The following is a 14,072-nucleotide window of genomic DNA, read 5'->3' as shown; positions in this document are numbered from 1 at the left end:
CGGGTTTTCTGTCCCGCCCTCCGGTTTACTTCAAAAACTTCTCCGCGACCGTCTCCGGCAGACGTCTTGGTCTTCCTTTGGCGTTGATGACGGCAATGATCACTTTCGCCGCGACCAGCAGCGTCTCGCCACGACGGATCTCCTGGTTCAGCACCATCTTTGCCCCACCCGCCTTCTCGGTGATGGTGGTGATGGTCAGCACATCATCCATTCGCGCCGGTGTCTTGAAGTCGATCTCCATGCGGTGAACGACGAAGACCAGCCCCTCCTCATCCGCCGTCAGAAGCGCACTCTGCTCACAGCCAAGGCAGCGCAGATAGTCGGTGCGGCCGCGCTCGAGGAAATGAAGGTAGCGCGCGTGGTAGACGAGGCCGGAAAAATCCGTGTCCTCGTAATAGACCCGCTGTACCAGCCTGTGGCCGTGCTCGATCAGCTCGCCGGAAAGGGAAACGGTGATGTCAGTCATTGTCTGTCCTGGGTTGATTGCCTTCGCGCACGATCACATGCTCATGTCGCTCCGGCAGCATCTCGATACTGTCGGCAATGAAGGCGGGACGGAGATCGTTCTCCCGCAGGGCTTTCACAGTTGCGGGCAACCAGCGGAACTCCACCTCGCCGCCATCGGCAACGCGGTGAATGATATCATTCTCATGAAACGGAAAGGCCTCTTCCAGCCGGATTTGATAATAGAAGGCCATCTCATGCGCCTGATAGTCGCCGTAGGTGAAGAAGTTTTCTGCCGACCAGACAAGACGCTCGATGCGCGCCTTCACATGCAGCTCTTCCTCGATCTCGCGCAGGATCGTCTCTTCGGTGCTTTCCCCGATTTCGGCCCGGCCACCCGGCAGCGCCCAGTACCGATCGGCCACGCTCCGGTTCACCAGAAGATGGCCTTCATGGAAGATCAGGGCTGCCACGCGAAAGCTGAAGAGCTGCGGCTTGTGGTCCAGCCGGATCATGTGGCGCGGTTGGGGATTGCTCATTTGTCGTCCAGATTGCCGTCGTCCCAGACCACGTGGCGCGTGGAGGCGGGCAAGTTTTCGATCTCTGCGGCGATGAAATAGGGCGGGATGTCGAGTGCCGTCAATGCCTGCGTCGTCGCCTTGGCCCAGCGAAATTCCAACGCATTCTTGCCGTCCTGAACCCTGTGGACGATCTTTTCCTCATCGAATGGGAAGCTCTCGGGCAGGTCCATCAGGTAATAGAAACCAAGCTCGTGCCAGTCCTTGCCCTCGTAGTGGAAGAAGTTCTCCACCACCCACAGCAGCCGCCCAACGGATACCTCGGCACCCAGTTCTTCCACCATTTCGCGCGCCAGCGTCTCTTCCGATCGCTCGCCCATCTCGGCGCGTCCGCCGGGAAAGGTCCAGAATTTCTCATGGGTGGCGCGGTGCACCAGCAAATGGCCGTTGCGAAAGGCGATGCCTGCCACGCGCATCTGGAAAATGCGCTTCGGCTTGAATTTCATGCGAATACGAGTGTCTTCGACCATCAGGCGTCCAAAGGATTAAACAGGAAACAGCAAATCAGTTTCCGTCCATCCTAATGCCTGTAATTCCTTTTTGCGAACAGGCGCATCGTCACCGACGATAAATTCATCCAGCTGTGGCGGCTTGAGGCGCGTGCCGGACAGCATCGCATGAACCTGACCACGATGGTGCGTCTGGTGCTGAAAGAGATGCGAAAGAATATCGTCACAGCGATCCTGCTGTACCCGCTCACCCCGGTGAACATGGACCGTGGCGGCAAGCCCGTCCCCGTCGATACCGTCGACAAAAGCGATCAGATCCATGTCGAGTGCCGCTTGCGCCTCTGCCAAGGAGGCCATGTCGCTATAGGGCTCAGGCTCGCCGAAAACGCTATGCCCCAACGATCCGCCCTTCATCGCATCGAGATAGAAGAGATCCACCAGGTAGATGTGGTTCAGCGTTTTGCGGATCGTCGGAAAAAAGCTGGTGCGCGGTGCCACCAACTCATCAGCGGTTAATTGAAGACAGGCGTGGTGCAGGCGCAGATTGGCAAGCCTGTTGTTGCGCGCCAGCTTTTTGAATATCCGCGTTGAATCATAGGTCATCTCGCCACCCCTTTTGCATATCGGCTGAAGGCCCGAGGCGATCGCGCCTTGAGCCTTTTTCATCAGCGGTGGCGAGGTGTCGGCTCAGCTCGCATTGTCGAGCTCCGAATGGCTCTTCAGAACTTTGCCGCCATCTTCCTGCTCGATCAGATAGGCAGGCTCATCCTTGCTCGCCTTGCGCTTGATCGTCGAGCCGTCGATCTTGCGTTCGACATCCTCGGTGAAGCTTTCGGCCACCTTGCCCTCGCCCTTGCCATTGCCCCACTTCCAGCTGACCTTGGTGCCCTTGCGATATGTCGTCATGCGGCTTCTCCCATTGAAAGAACGGGAAAAGGCGGTGACGGTCATCTGGTTCCGTCAGCCGACCAGATCGATCACGACGATTTCCGGCGGCGACATGAAGCGGATCGGCGCGCCCGAACAACCAAGCCCGCCGGATACGACCAGATGGCGATTGTTCTCCACCTTGTGCCCATAGGCATATCGCTCGCCGAAGAGCGAGGGAACGACGGGTCTCCAGCCGAAGAGATTGACCTGCCCGCCATGCGTGTGACCTGACAGGGTGAGTGACACGCGCTCCGGGATCGTTGGGAAAATGTCCGGCTCATGGGCCATCATGATGATCGGCGCGTCATCGGTGATCTGCGCCATCGTTCCAGGAAGATCGTCGAGCCCAACAGCCTCGCCACTTTCGCGAAACGCCCACTGATCCTCAAGTCCAGCAATCCAGAAGGGGTGCTCTTCGCTCCCCGTTCGGATCGCGGTGTTGGAATGAACGGTAATACCGACAGCGCGAAGCGCCCTGTGCGACACGGTTTCCTTCAGCCGCAGCCTCTGGGCTTCTGCATCCTGCGCCCAGTCATGATTGCCGCACACGGCGTGAACGCCATAGGGTGCGGTTAGCCCCGAAAGCGCCTTTGCCCATTCCACCGGCGGGACGATATCGGTGATGAAGCGTTGCATGCCGGTGACATAGTCGCCAAGCAGCAGAATGATATCCCCGCCAAGAGTATTGGCATAGTTGGCGATGCCCGAAATCCGTTCCGTCGACATCCACGGTTCGCAGGCATGCACATCGGCCAGGATGACGAGGCGCAGGCTCTGCCCGGCCGGCCAGTTGGGTGGGGTGATGCGATAGCGCGTCGTGGCAAGCCGCAGCATCGGTTCGACACCACCTGCATAGGCCCCAAGAGAAAAGAAGCCTGCGCTGGCAGTCGCGGCCATTTTAAGAAGCGCTCGACGCGTGATCAAATTTACTCGTCCTCGAGAGATAGGCGAAACTGCGCCGCTTCCAGATCCTTAGGCGGCTGCATACCGAGATGCTTCCACGCTGTCGCGGTCAAAATACGGCCACGCGGCGTTCTCTGGATAAATCCCTGCTGGATCATATAGGGCTCGATGATATCTTCGATTGCATCGCGGGGCTCTGAGAGACCGGCTGCGATGGTTTCAATGCCGACTGGCCCGCCGCCGAAATTCACTGCGATCATCGTCAGATAGCGCATATCCAGCTGATCGAGACCCATATTGTCGACCAGAAGCCGCGTCAGCGCCTGATCGGCAATTTCGCGGGTCACGGCTTCGGCGCGCGCCACTTCGGCAAAGTCGCGCACGCGGCGCAACAGGCGCCCGGCAATACGCGGCGTTCCGCGCGCGCGGCGCGCAACTTCGCGCGCGCCCTCATCCGTCATCGGCAGACCCATCAAACGCGCACCGCGGCGCACGATCAGTTCCAGCTCATCCACTGTGTAGAACGAGAGCCGCACCGGAATGCCGAAACGGTCGCGAAGCGGCGTGGTCAGAAGACCAAGGCGCGTGGTGGCGGCAACGAGAGTAAATTTCGACAGATCGATCTTCACCGAGCGCGCCGCAGGCCCCTCGCCAATGATCAGATCAAGCTGGAAATCCTCCATCGCCGGATAGAGGATTTCCTCCACCGCCGGGCTCAGCCGGTGGATTTCGTCGATGAACAGAACGTCGCGCTCTTCAAGGTTCGTCAAAAGCGCTGCAAGATCACCCGCCTTGGCGATGACCGGGCCGGATGTGGACTTGAAGTTAACCCCAAGCTCCTTCGCCATGATCTGCGCCAGCGTCGTCTTGCCGAGGCCTGGCGGGCCGACGAAGAGCACGTGGTCCAGCGCCTCGCCGCGGTTCTTCGCTGCCTCGATGAAAATCTTCAGATTGGCGCGCGCCTCCGCCTGGCCGGTAAAATCATCCAGCGTCTGCGGGCGCAGCGTCGTATCGATATCCTCGCCGCGCTTCTCAGAAGATATCAGCCGTGCAGCCTCACTCATGTCAAAAGTTCCATTCCGGGTATTTTCCGCGCCGCCTTGATGTCGAAGGTGTAGATCGTTTTGCAGCCTTCGCCGAGCGACTGACACGCGATAAGCGCGTCCGTGAAGTCGGCATTATGGCGCTCAACCAGACGGACAGCTTTCACGACCTTATCGTGCCCTTCAACAACCAAACCCCTTGTGTGTAGCAACTTTCGAACGGCCAAGCTGATCTGTCGGCGATCGAAACCGTATTGTGACTTCAAAGCCCAACTGAGCTCGATCAGAGTGAGAAGCGTTACGAAGACAGTGTAGTCGCGGCCAATCCCTGCTCCGAAGCGCAGCGCTGCTTCCCTTTGGCCTGGTTCATCATCAACGAAAAGACGAAGAACGACGTTCGTATCCACGCCATAGACCATCATGCAGCGGCATCCGCCTGATCATCGTCGGTATCGACGACGTTATGGCCTGCAGCCTTGCTGACGGTCTCGTCTATCTCTTCCAGGGTGGCACGGCCCTTGGGAGGCTTACCCAAAAGGCCAGCGAGATCATTGAAATCAACATTCTTGGGCGTCAGTACCACTTCGCCATCGATGATTGAGTAGACGACCTGATCACCGGGCCTGAGGTCGAGCGCTTCACGCATGTCTTTCGGCAACGTCACCTGCCCCTTCGACGAGACGACAACTTCCCATCCCATTATAAGCACCCGTAAGAAAAAAATTCATATGGCGGAAATATTATCATTCATCCGCCAAAAACACAAATGTCCGATTTATCGCGAAAGCTCCTTCAAGCCCAATCGGATCAGCTTGGCGCTATCGCCACCCTCACCACCATTCTTCAAGGCGGCGGCCACGGCGTTGGCGGCCTGATCGCGCGAATAGCCGAGATTGGTCAAAGCCGAGACGGCATCGGCCACAGGTGCGGGTGCCGCGCCTTCGCCGATCTCCTGCTTGAGACCGATGGCACCTGCCGCTTCTCCGGCAAAGGCCGGCGCCTTGTTGCGCAATTCGGTGACGATGCGGATCGCAACCTTCGGGCCAACGCCGGGTGCGCGGGAGACAACAGCCTTGTCCTGCAGTGCGATGGCGTTGGCGAGTTCGGACGGCGAGAGGGTGGAGAGCACCGCAAGCGCCACCTTGGAGCCCACACCCTGCACGCTCTGCAACAGATTGAACCACTCGCGCTCAAGAGCGCTCATGAAGCCGAAAAGCTTCAACTGGTCCTCGCGCACATAGGTCTCGATGAACAGCACCACTGCCTCGCCCGCGGAACCAAGCCTGGACAAAGTGCGCGCCGAACAATGCGCCACGTAGCAGACGCCATGGACGTCAACGAGAACGTAGTCGTCGCCGATTTCCTCTATGGTGCCTTTGAGTTTGCCAATCATCGTCGCGTCCGTGATGTTTGAGAAAGAGTTGAAAAGCCGAAGAACGCCCGCTTAGCCCGCAGCAAGGAGCCGGCGCATCCGGTCGCCCCCGCGGTTATGGGCATGGCAGATGGCAATCGCCAGGGCATCGGCGGCGTCATTACCCTTGAACTCGGCCTTCGGCATCAGGATTTTCAGCATCATGTGGATCTGCTGCTTTTCACCGTGACCCACACCGATCACCGCCTTCTTCACCGCATTCGGCGCATATTCGGACACGTGCAGGCCCGCACGGGCGGGAACGAGCATGGCAATGCCACGCGCCTGGCCAAGCTTCAGGGTCGCCACCGCGTCCTTGTTGACGAAGGTCTGCTCCACCGCCGCCTCATCAGGCTGATAGGAATGAACGACATCCGCCAGCCCGTCATGCAACTGACAAAGGCGCGAGGCGAGGTCCATGTCGCCATCGGACGTCACCGTGCCGGACGCCACGAAACGCAGGCTGTTGCCGATCGTCTCGATGACGCCCCAGCCGGTACGCCTTAACCCCGGATCAATGCCGATAATTCGAATCGCGTTTTGCATGTCTCACCCTACCGTCTGGTCAGGAAACCTGCCAGCCATAAGTGAACAAAACAAAAACATTCAATGAGAAAATGCGCCGCGCCAGCGGATCGCCATCCACGCTCACGCCGTCAGTTTTTTTGAACCATGGATCAATTCGCTGCGACGAGGATGGCAAACACGACGCTACACATTAAATAAGGTCCTAAATAAAGGCCGGAAGGAGCATGCCATGATTCCCTTTTCCATTCTCGATCTGTCGCCGATTGGCGATGGGGAGAACGCAAGCCAGGCGCTCGATAACTCCCGCCGCATGGCGATCAAGGCGGAAGAACACGGCTATGAGCGTTTCTGGCTGGCCGAGCATCACGGCATGCCGGGGATCGCAAGTGCCGCAACGTCGATCGTGATTGCCCACGTGGGTGCCGCAACCTCGCGCATCCGCGTCGGCTCGGGCGGCGTCATGCTGCCTAACCACTCTCCACTGGTGATCGCTGAACAGTTCGGCACGCTTGCCGCTCTTCTGCCGGGTCGTGTCGATCTCGGACTTGGCCGCGCACCGGGAACGGATATGCGCACGGCGCGTGCGCTTCGCCGCAATCTCGATGCCGGGGCCGAGAACTTCCCGCATGATATCGTCGAGCTTCAGCGCTATCTCGGTGCGCCCGAACCGGATCAGGCGATCCTTGCCGTGCCGGGCGTGAACTCCAATGTGCCGATCTGGCTGTTGGGCTCCAGCATCTACAGCGCGCATCTGGCCGCAGCGCTTGGCCTGCCCTATTCCTTCGCCTCGCATTTCGCGCCGGATATGCTGATGGATGCCATAGCCATCTACCGCGAGCGCTTCCAGCCGTCTGCAACGCTTTCGGAGCCCTATGTCATGGTGGGCATCATGGGCGTCGGTGCGGACACGGATGAGGAAGCCCGGCATCTCTTCACCTCGGCCCAGCAGCAATTCGTCAATCTGCGCAAGAACGTCCGCACGCCCTTCCCCCGGCCGGTCGAGAGCATGGACGGCTACTGGAATGACATGGAGCGCATCACCGTCGAACATACGCTGCGTTACGCCGCCGTCGGCTCGCACGCGACCATCGATCGCAAACTCCAGCAGTTCCTGGGCGAGACCGGCGCGGATGAATTGATTGTTTCCATGCCGATCCACGACATCAACAAGCGGCTGCGGTCTGTCGAGGTTTTCGCCGAGGTACGGGAAGGTGTGAAAAAGGCGGCCTGAGCCGACTGTGTTCTAACACTCCTCTACCACTATCATCATTGAAATTGAAAAAGGCCGGAGCAAATCCGGCCTTTTGTACTTAGCATCTGTCGCTTTCGATTGCCGTCCTCAAATCGAACGGAACCCGAGAGTATCAGGCTGACAGCTTCGCCATGACTTCTTCGGACACTTCGAAGTTCGAATAGACGTTCTGCACGTCGTCATCGTCTTCGAGGTTGTCGATCAGCTTCATCAGCGACTGCGCCTTTTCCTCATCCACCGGAACGGTGTTCTGCGGACGCCAGACGGCCTTGACGCTGTCGGCTTCGCCGAGGGTGGCTTCAAGCGCCTTGGAAACTTCGTTGATGTCTTCGAAGCCGCAGATGATCGTGTGGCCGTCTTCGCTGCTTTCCACGTCTTCGGCACCGGCTTCGATCGCCGCTTCCATCACCTTGTCCGCATCGCCGACCGACGCCTTGTAGGTGATTTCGCCAACGCGATCGAAGGAGAAGGAAACCGAACCGGTTTCGCCAAGTGCGCCGCCGGCCTTGGTGAAGATCGAGCGGATGTTGGATGCCGTGCGGTTGCGGTTATCCGTCAGCGCTTCGACGATGACCGCCGTGCCGCCCGGGCCGTAGCCTTCGTAGCGAACGGAATCGTAGTTTTCCGCATCCGCGCCGGACGCCTTCTTGATGGCGCGGTCGATATTGTCCTTCGGCATGGACTGCGCCTTGGCGTTCTGCACGGCCAGGCGAAGAGCAGCATTCATGGTCGGGTCCGGAAGACCGGACTTGGCTGCAACGGTGATTTCACGCGCAAGCTTGGAGAACATCTTCGAACGGATCGAATCCTGTTTCCCCTTGCGATGCATGATGTTCTTGAACTGTGAATGGCCAGCCATGGCACCCCTGATCGGATCGTTTGTTTGGATTGTGGGCCTTATAAGTGCGATGGCGCGGCTGTTCAAGCCCGTAACCCCCTTCTTCTCGCATCCACATGACAGCGCTGCAAGGAACAGAAATCCTCTCCCGCCGTTGTGATCACAGGCGGCGCGATCATGACCGGATCGCTGCCGGAAGGAACAGGAACCGCAAGGAGATCACTGAATGGTAAGTCTGACTGAAGCACGCGAACAACCCGCCCGTCAGCTTTGGGACGAGATCAATTCCGTCCATGCAGGCATGCTGGGTCTGGAAGGTCTCCACAACCACATGCAGCCCATGGCACCGCATGCCGATCCGAAGACCAACACCATCTGGTTCTTCTCCAAGAAGGATACCGACCTTGTTCAGTCGCTGAAGTCCGGTTCGCGTGCCCACTTCTGTGTCATCGGCAAGGATCATGATTATCACGCCTGCCTGTCCGGCAAGCTGGAAGTGCGCGACGACAAGACCAAGCTCGACGAATACTGGAACTCCGTCACCGCCGCCTGGTATGAGCACGGCAAGAGCGACCCGCAGCTCGTCATGCTGGCTCTTCACGTGGACGATGCCGATATCTGGGCCTCGACCGACAGCACGCTGAAATTCGGCTGGGAAATCGCCAAGGCCAATATGTCTGATGGAAAGATGCCGGATGTCGGCGTTCGTCAGCACCTGACCTTCGCCTGATCCTGACCCATAGCTGTTTGAGAAACGCTGTGCATCCTCATGACGCGCGGCGTTTTTGCTTTGAGGTATGACCTTTCTGCGCCAATGCGGCTACATGCCCTGCGGCACAAGGATCTGCGGCTGCTTGGGAAGATTGCGCATCGAAACGCGGATCACCGGATCGCTGGCATAGGCAATCTTGAACTGCGGGCCGAAGGCGACGAGAAACCGCTCGAGCGCGCTCGGCTGGTGCATCGGCAGGATAAGCGCAGAGCGCAGCCGTTTCACGATCCGGCTCATGCTATCGGCGCCCATCGTCAACCCACCATCCACCGGCACCATCAGCACATCCAGCCTGCCGATCTCCGCATATTGGGTTTCCGTCAGCTCGTAATGCAGGTGTCCGAGATGGCCAATGCACAAGCCCGCCACTTCGAAAATGAAGATCGAATTGCCGTCCTTCGTCAGCAGGCCGCCGCCGCCCCAGCGGTTGCGGATATCCGAGGTGACGTTGCGGATATAGACGTCGCCCACTTCCAGCTTGTGCACGGCCTTTTCACCCGGCACATCGCTCCAGCCATGCAGCACATATTTGATCTCAGGCTCCGGCGAGAGCGTGTAATGGGTGGTGTGCGCATTGTTCATCGTCGCCACGGTCGGCATGACCGGTGGGCGATAGACGCCATTATAATCGGTGGCAATTACCACCCCTTCCGGCGACTCGATGGTGTAGGTCGAATGCCCGATATACTGGATCTTCACCTCCTCGCGGTCGCTCAACTGGGCCTTCTTGACATCGGTCGGCTTGAAGCTCGCAAACGTGACGCGGGGAAGAGCCTGCGCGATCGCCTGGCACTGGCTGACGGGCGGTCGATCGGGAGGCTCCTGCGCCGCGACGGAAGCGGCGCTGAACAGCATGGCGATCAATGCAGGCATGAACATGCGAGGCATGGCACCACTCCCCGGAAAGGCGAATGGACGAAAAGATGCGGCAAGGATGGGGGTTCGTCTAGGTGTAAGCGGTGGAGGGCGCTCACATTGTTGTCATTGGATGGGGTGAGCGTAGCTTACGCCCGAACCGGCCGCAAACCCATCAAGCCCAAAACGCCGGCACAGTCTCCGCCAACCGCGGTCCGATCCGCAAAGGCGCGATCTTCTCCGCCAACCCGGTGCTATCGGAAATCTCGACCCCGACACCACACAATGTCGCCGGGCCACTGGCCGCCTCGAAGCGACCCTTCGGCATTTTCGAAATGAACCGGTTGATCGGCTCTTCCTTTTCCATGCCAAGCGAGGAATCGTAATCGCCGCACATGCCGGCATCCGACATATAGGCGGTTCCGCCGTTCAGGATCTGGGCGTCAGCGGTCGGCACATGCGTATGCGTGCCGACGACGAAGCTCGCGCGACCGTCGACGAAATGGCCGAAGCATTGCTTCTCGCTGGTCGCTTCCGCGTGAAAATCGAAGATGATCGCGTCCGCTTGTTCCTTGAGCGGGCAGGCCGCCAGAATGCTCTCCGCCGAACTGAAGGGATCATCCAGCTCAGGATGCATGAAGACGCGGCCCATGATGTTGGCAACCAGCACACGCGCGCCATTGCGGGCATAGAACAGGCCGGAACCCTTGCCGGGCGTGCCCTTCGGGTAGTTGGCGGGCCGCAGGAACTGGTCGTGGCGCTCGCAGAATGACACCGCTTCCTTCTGGTCCCAGACATGGTTGCCGGTGGTGACGACATCCGCGCCTGCATTGATCGTTTCCAGATAGATGTCTTCTGTAATCCCGAAGCCGCCAGCGGCGTTCTCGCCATTGACGATGACGAAATCCAGTTTCAGGTCGGAGATCAGCCCCGGCAACTTTTCCCAGACGGCCGTGCGTCCGGTCTTGCCAACCATGTCTCCGAGAAAAAGTAGTCTCATGCCCCTGCCCTGCCAGAAAAATGCCGCAAGCCGCTTTCGGTCAAAATCGCGTCCAGCGCAACGTCGTGCGCTTCAGCCGGCACTGATGGCACTTCCTGGCAATCGAATGCAATCCCTATCAACAGTGGTTCCAGTCCTTTTGCATGCAGGCGGGCAATGGCGCGGTCATAATGCCCGGCGCCATAGCCGATGCGCTGACCGGTGCCATCGAAGGCGGAAAGCGGCACGAGCAGAATATGCGGATCAAGGACCGCAGCGCTCTCATCCGGCCCGCTCGTGCCGAAGCCCGTCTTCACCAGTTCGGCGTTGCGAGCGAAGGCGCGAAAGACAATGGTCTCGCGGTCAAGCATCACCGGCAGGCAAAGCGTGGCGCCCTTGTCGCGCAGGGCTTCCATCAGCGGCCGGGTGTCGGCTTCGGAGCGGATCGGCATGAAACCGGAAATCACCGTACCGGAGGCGAAGGACAAGGCCTGCGCACCCGACTGCGCCATCGCAAGACTTTTTGTTTGGCGGTCTTCAACGGAAAGAGCGTCCCGCTGGGCGAGACGCTCGAGACGCAATTGCGCTTTTGTCAGAGAACCGGCTTCGTTCATCAGGCAGCCCGGCTGACCAGGACCTTGTCGATGCGGTGGCCGTCGAGATCGATGACCTCGAAGCGCCAGCCGTTGCGCGTTATGTGCTCGCCCAGTTCCGGCAGGCGGCGGAACTCGTCCAGCACCAGACCGGCGACGGTTTCGAATTCGGCATCTTCATCGATCTGGAAGCCCATGCGATCGGCAAACTCATCGGCCGCCATCCAGCCGGCAACCAGGAAGCTGCCATCCTCGCGCTCCACCATCGCAGGCTCTTCGCCGTCGTCCTCCTGGAAGGCACCGGTAATGGCCTCCAGAATGTCGCCGGAGCTGATGATGCCTTCGAAGTGGCCATATTCGTCATAGACGAGAACCATATGCACCGTGGAACGGCGCAGCGATTGGATCACGTCGACGGCGCTGGTGAGGTCGGAAACGACCGGTACTTCACGCAGCAACTCGCGAATGTTCAGTTCCTTGCCGGACGCCAGCGCATCGAAGGCATCCTTGGCGAAGAGAACGCCGAGAATTTCATCCGAGGCACCGTTGCGCACCGGAAGGCGCGAACGCTGGGTGGCACGAAGCTGCTCGCGGATTTCCTCAGCCGTGTCCTCGATATCGACGACTTCCACGTCGCGACGCGGCGTCATCAGGCCGCGGGCGTTGCGGTCGGCCAGGCGCATGACGCTGGTGATCATCGCCGATTCCTCGGTTTCGATCACGCCGGCGCTGTGCGCTTCGGCCAGAACGGTGCGGATTTCATCATCGGTGACAGAAGCGTTGGATTCACCGTTATGACCGAGGAGAGCGAGCACGATCCTGCCCGACTTGTCGAGAAGCCAGACGACGGGCGCGCCGATCTTCGACAGGAACACCATGGCAGGCGCGACGCGGGCTGCGACCTTTTCAGCGTCTCGCAGCGCGATCTGCTTGGGCACAAGTTCGCCGACGATCAGCGAGAGATAGGTAATGGCAACAACCACGACGCCGACGCCAAGCGCATCGGCGGCACGGTCCGGCACGCCCTGTTCAGCGAGCCAAAGCGTGAAGCGGGCACCAAGTGTGGCGCCGGAAAAGGCACCGGAAAGAACGCCGACCAGCGTAATACCGATCTGCACGGTGGACAAAAACCGTCCGGGATTTTCAGAAAGATTGAGCGCCATCGTGGCACCCTTGCTGCCTTGCGCGGCCAGCACTTTAAGTCTCGCCGGTCTGGAAGAGACGACAGCAAGCTCGGACATGGCGAGCACCCCGTTCAATACGGTGAGCAGGACCACGATCATAATTTCAGTAAACAAGTTTAGCTCTTTGGGCTGTTGAACGGCACGTCGCGGTTGCAACCGCATTCGCCTTGAGGAGAGGCTGAACGGACATACCAATCCGAATAATAAAGATTTGTTCCACCAATGCAATGACAACATAGCGCCATTGCAAAGCTTTCATCGTCAAACGGATAAAATAATCGTGGGCGTCACGCTCAAGCAGAAGGACGCGATTTGAAACCGAAGGTTTGTTGCCACGCCGGAAATGAGCACGGCAGCATAAGGCAAAAAAATGATAAAGTGCGTCCGCGACGACCGATGGATGTTTACGATCCTGGGTGCCTACAAACGTAGGTGGGCACCGTGTGTCCAGCCCCACGAGGCTGGCCAGGGACAGCTCCCTTTGGATCGAGTATGGCCCCAGGGATTGTGGTTCCTGTCGAGAAGCGCAGAACGCATGCTCTATATATGATGGATCGGTCCGTTTCGAAAGAGGCTATCGAAGACAATCTTGATGGCAGGCTTACGCTCGCAATCTCAATTGACCGAAGGCTTCGGTCTCTCCACCAGTTTCTCGGTAATGCCGTTGAGCCGCATGGCGAGATCGGAGATGGCGAGCACGATCTGCTCGTCGGCCTTCGCCTTGCTTTCGGCCATGCCGTCGCGGTTCTGCTGCAAGGACGCCACCTGGTTTTCCAGCGCTTCGATCTTGCGCGACAGCTCGGACATCTCATCGGTGATCATGATGCCGGCCATGACGGTCAGCCTCAGATCGCCGATCTCGCCGAACTGGCTCTTCAGATGGCCGACATAGCGGTCGAAACGCGCTGCGAGATCGGTCAGATGGTCTTCCTGCCCGGCTTCGCAGGCCATGCGATAGGCCTTGCCGTCGATCATCACGGTGACTTGAGCCATGCGGGCCTCCTCTTATCTGTCCAGTACGGCGCGGATGGTTTCCATGGCGGTCACCAGGCGGCGCGAGACCTCGCGGTTCACCTCTTCCAGGCGATTGGCGCGGAACTGCGACTGGTCGAGCTCCTGGGCAAGACGGGCACGATCCACGTGCACGCGCTTGACCTCACCCTCCACCTCGGCACTTTCCCGCTGGCGCTCCAGGCGCATGTCGAGGGCGTTTTCAAGGCTGGTGATTGCGGAGCTGAGCTCCGACAGCGCGACTTGTATTGTTTTTTCCGCCGTCATCGTTTCTTCCAAACCGCATAAGCGGCACGCCCGAA

At 59.2% G+C, this 14,072-nt stretch carries 20 protein-coding genes and 1 other RNA gene; 2 read left to right on the top strand and 19 right to left on the bottom strand.

Going from position 1 to position 14,072, the window contains the following annotated elements:
- Positions 1–25 precede the first annotated feature (25 nt).
- The 11 genes from ybgC to ruvC all read right to left on the bottom strand — a co-directional run bounded on the left by ybgC (position 26) and on the right by ruvC (position 6,304).
- The gene (ybgC, locus tag AC07U5_RS03915) at positions 26–466 is read right to left on the bottom strand and encodes a tol-pal system-associated acyl-CoA thioesterase (RefSeq protein WP_062427951.1); all 441 of its coding nucleotides are present in this window, start codon (positions 464–466) and stop codon (positions 26–28) included.
- Complete coding sequence (locus AC07U5_RS03910) at positions 459–983, bottom strand: NUDIX hydrolase (RefSeq protein ID WP_494722347.1); 525 nt, start codon at positions 981–983, stop codon at positions 459–461. Before AC07U5_RS03910 ends, ybgC begins: the two co-directional genes overlap by 8 nt.
- Complete coding sequence (locus AC07U5_RS03905) at positions 980–1,492, bottom strand: NUDIX hydrolase (protein ID WP_494722346.1); 513 nt, start codon at positions 1,490–1,492, stop codon at positions 980–982. Before AC07U5_RS03905 ends, AC07U5_RS03910 begins: the two co-directional genes overlap by 4 nt.
- Before the next feature lie 15 nt (positions 1,493–1,507).
- Positions 1,508–2,074: a DinB family protein gene (locus AC07U5_RS03900; RefSeq protein ID WP_113327457.1), complete on the bottom strand. Its 567-nt coding sequence runs from the start codon at positions 2,072–2,074 to the stop codon at positions 1,508–1,510.
- Positions 2,075–2,158: 84 nt separating this feature from the next.
- The gene (locus AC07U5_RS03895; protein WP_494722345.1) at positions 2,159–2,377 is read right to left on the bottom strand and encodes a hypervirulence associated TUDOR domain-containing protein; all 219 of its coding nucleotides are present in this window, start codon (positions 2,375–2,377) and stop codon (positions 2,159–2,161) included.
- 54 nt (positions 2,378–2,431) lie between these two features.
- On the bottom strand, positions 2,432–3,325 hold the full coding sequence (locus AC07U5_RS03890) for a metallophosphoesterase (protein ID WP_494722344.1): 894 nt from the start codon (positions 3,323–3,325) through the stop codon (positions 2,432–2,434).
- Positions 3,326–3,327: 2 nt separating this feature from the next.
- Positions 3,328–4,368: a Holliday junction branch migration DNA helicase RuvB gene (ruvB, locus tag AC07U5_RS03885; RefSeq protein WP_062598848.1), complete on the bottom strand. Its 1,041-nt coding sequence runs from the start codon at positions 4,366–4,368 to the stop codon at positions 3,328–3,330.
- Entirely contained in the window at positions 4,365–4,769 is a 405-nt protein-coding gene (locus AC07U5_RS03880) for a type II toxin-antitoxin system VapC family toxin (RefSeq protein WP_494722343.1), read from the bottom strand. Before AC07U5_RS03880 ends, ruvB begins: the two co-directional genes overlap by 4 nt.
- A complete protein-coding gene (locus AC07U5_RS03875; RefSeq protein WP_062439812.1) occupies positions 4,766–5,047 on the bottom strand; it encodes an AbrB/MazE/SpoVT family DNA-binding domain-containing protein in 282 nt (93 codons plus the stop codon). Before AC07U5_RS03875 ends, AC07U5_RS03880 begins: the two co-directional genes overlap by 4 nt.
- A gap of 75 nt (positions 5,048–5,122) precedes the next feature.
- The gene (gene ruvA, locus AC07U5_RS03870) at positions 5,123–5,740 is read right to left on the bottom strand and encodes a Holliday junction branch migration protein RuvA (protein ID WP_111849624.1); all 618 of its coding nucleotides are present in this window, start codon (positions 5,738–5,740) and stop codon (positions 5,123–5,125) included.
- 51 nt (positions 5,741–5,791) lie between these two features.
- Positions 5,792–6,304: a crossover junction endodeoxyribonuclease RuvC gene (gene ruvC, locus AC07U5_RS03865; RefSeq protein ID WP_112358521.1), complete on the bottom strand. Its 513-nt coding sequence runs from the start codon at positions 6,302–6,304 to the stop codon at positions 5,792–5,794.
- 211 nt (positions 6,305–6,515) lie between these two features.
- Here ruvC and AC07U5_RS03860 point away from each other — a divergent pair, with 211 nt between their 5' ends.
- A complete protein-coding gene (locus tag AC07U5_RS03860) occupies positions 6,516–7,517 on the top strand; it encodes an LLM class flavin-dependent oxidoreductase (RefSeq protein ID WP_440611679.1) in 1,002 nt (333 codons plus the stop codon).
- Positions 7,518–7,650: 133 nt separating this feature from the next.
- Here AC07U5_RS03860 and AC07U5_RS03855 read toward each other — a convergent pair whose 3' ends face one another.
- Positions 7,651–8,397 carry a YebC/PmpR family DNA-binding transcriptional regulator gene (locus AC07U5_RS03855; RefSeq protein ID WP_062427939.1) on the bottom strand — a complete coding sequence of 249 codons (747 nt, stop codon included), beginning with the start codon at positions 8,395–8,397 and terminating at the stop codon, positions 7,651–7,653.
- Positions 8,398–8,602: 205 nt separating this feature from the next.
- Here AC07U5_RS03855 and AC07U5_RS03850 point away from each other — a divergent pair, with 205 nt between their 5' ends.
- Entirely contained in the window at positions 8,603–9,106 is a 504-nt protein-coding gene (locus AC07U5_RS03850; protein ID WP_494722342.1) for a pyridoxamine 5'-phosphate oxidase family protein, read from the top strand.
- Between the two features lie 90 nt (positions 9,107–9,196).
- Here the strand turns inward: AC07U5_RS03850 and AC07U5_RS03845 are convergent, their stop codons facing one another.
- The 7 genes from AC07U5_RS03845 to AC07U5_RS03815 form a co-directional block, all read right to left on the bottom strand.
- On the bottom strand, positions 9,197–10,036 hold the full coding sequence (locus tag AC07U5_RS03845; RefSeq protein ID WP_494722341.1) for an MBL fold metallo-hydrolase: 840 nt from the start codon (positions 10,034–10,036) through the stop codon (positions 9,197–9,199).
- A gap of 142 nt (positions 10,037–10,178) precedes the next feature.
- Positions 10,179–11,003 carry a TIGR00282 family metallophosphoesterase gene (locus AC07U5_RS03840; protein ID WP_062598851.1) on the bottom strand — a complete coding sequence of 275 codons (825 nt, stop codon included), beginning with the start codon at positions 11,001–11,003 and terminating at the stop codon, positions 10,179–10,181.
- Complete coding sequence (locus AC07U5_RS03835) at positions 11,000–11,596, bottom strand: 5-formyltetrahydrofolate cyclo-ligase (protein WP_494722340.1); 597 nt, start codon at positions 11,594–11,596, stop codon at positions 11,000–11,002. Before AC07U5_RS03835 ends, AC07U5_RS03840 begins: the two co-directional genes overlap by 4 nt.
- Positions 11,596–12,858, bottom strand: a complete 1,263-nt coding sequence (locus AC07U5_RS03830) for a hemolysin family protein (RefSeq protein ID WP_494723250.1) — start codon at positions 12,856–12,858, stop codon at positions 11,596–11,598. The genes AC07U5_RS03835 and AC07U5_RS03830 overlap by 1 nt, the downstream gene beginning before the upstream one ends.
- Before the next feature lie 279 nt (positions 12,859–13,137).
- Positions 13,138–13,295, bottom strand: a non-coding RNA gene (ssrS, locus tag AC07U5_RS03825) — 6S RNA.
- A gap of 79 nt (positions 13,296–13,374) precedes the next feature.
- Positions 13,375–13,752 (bottom strand): cell division protein ZapA, encoded by a 378-nt coding sequence (locus AC07U5_RS03820; protein WP_062427933.1) that lies wholly within the window; start codon positions 13,750–13,752, stop codon positions 13,375–13,377.
- 12 nt (positions 13,753–13,764) lie between these two features.
- Positions 13,765–14,037: a DUF4164 domain-containing protein gene (locus tag AC07U5_RS03815; RefSeq protein ID WP_062427932.1), complete on the bottom strand. Its 273-nt coding sequence runs from the start codon at positions 14,035–14,037 to the stop codon at positions 13,765–13,767.
- Positions 14,038–14,072: the final 35 nt, after the last annotated feature.

This window comes from Agrobacterium sp. GW821-FHT02D03 (assembly GCF_059421725.1).
The sequence above is the reverse complement of the archived record's forward strand: the minus strand, read 5'-3'. Positions and strand labels throughout refer to the sequence as shown.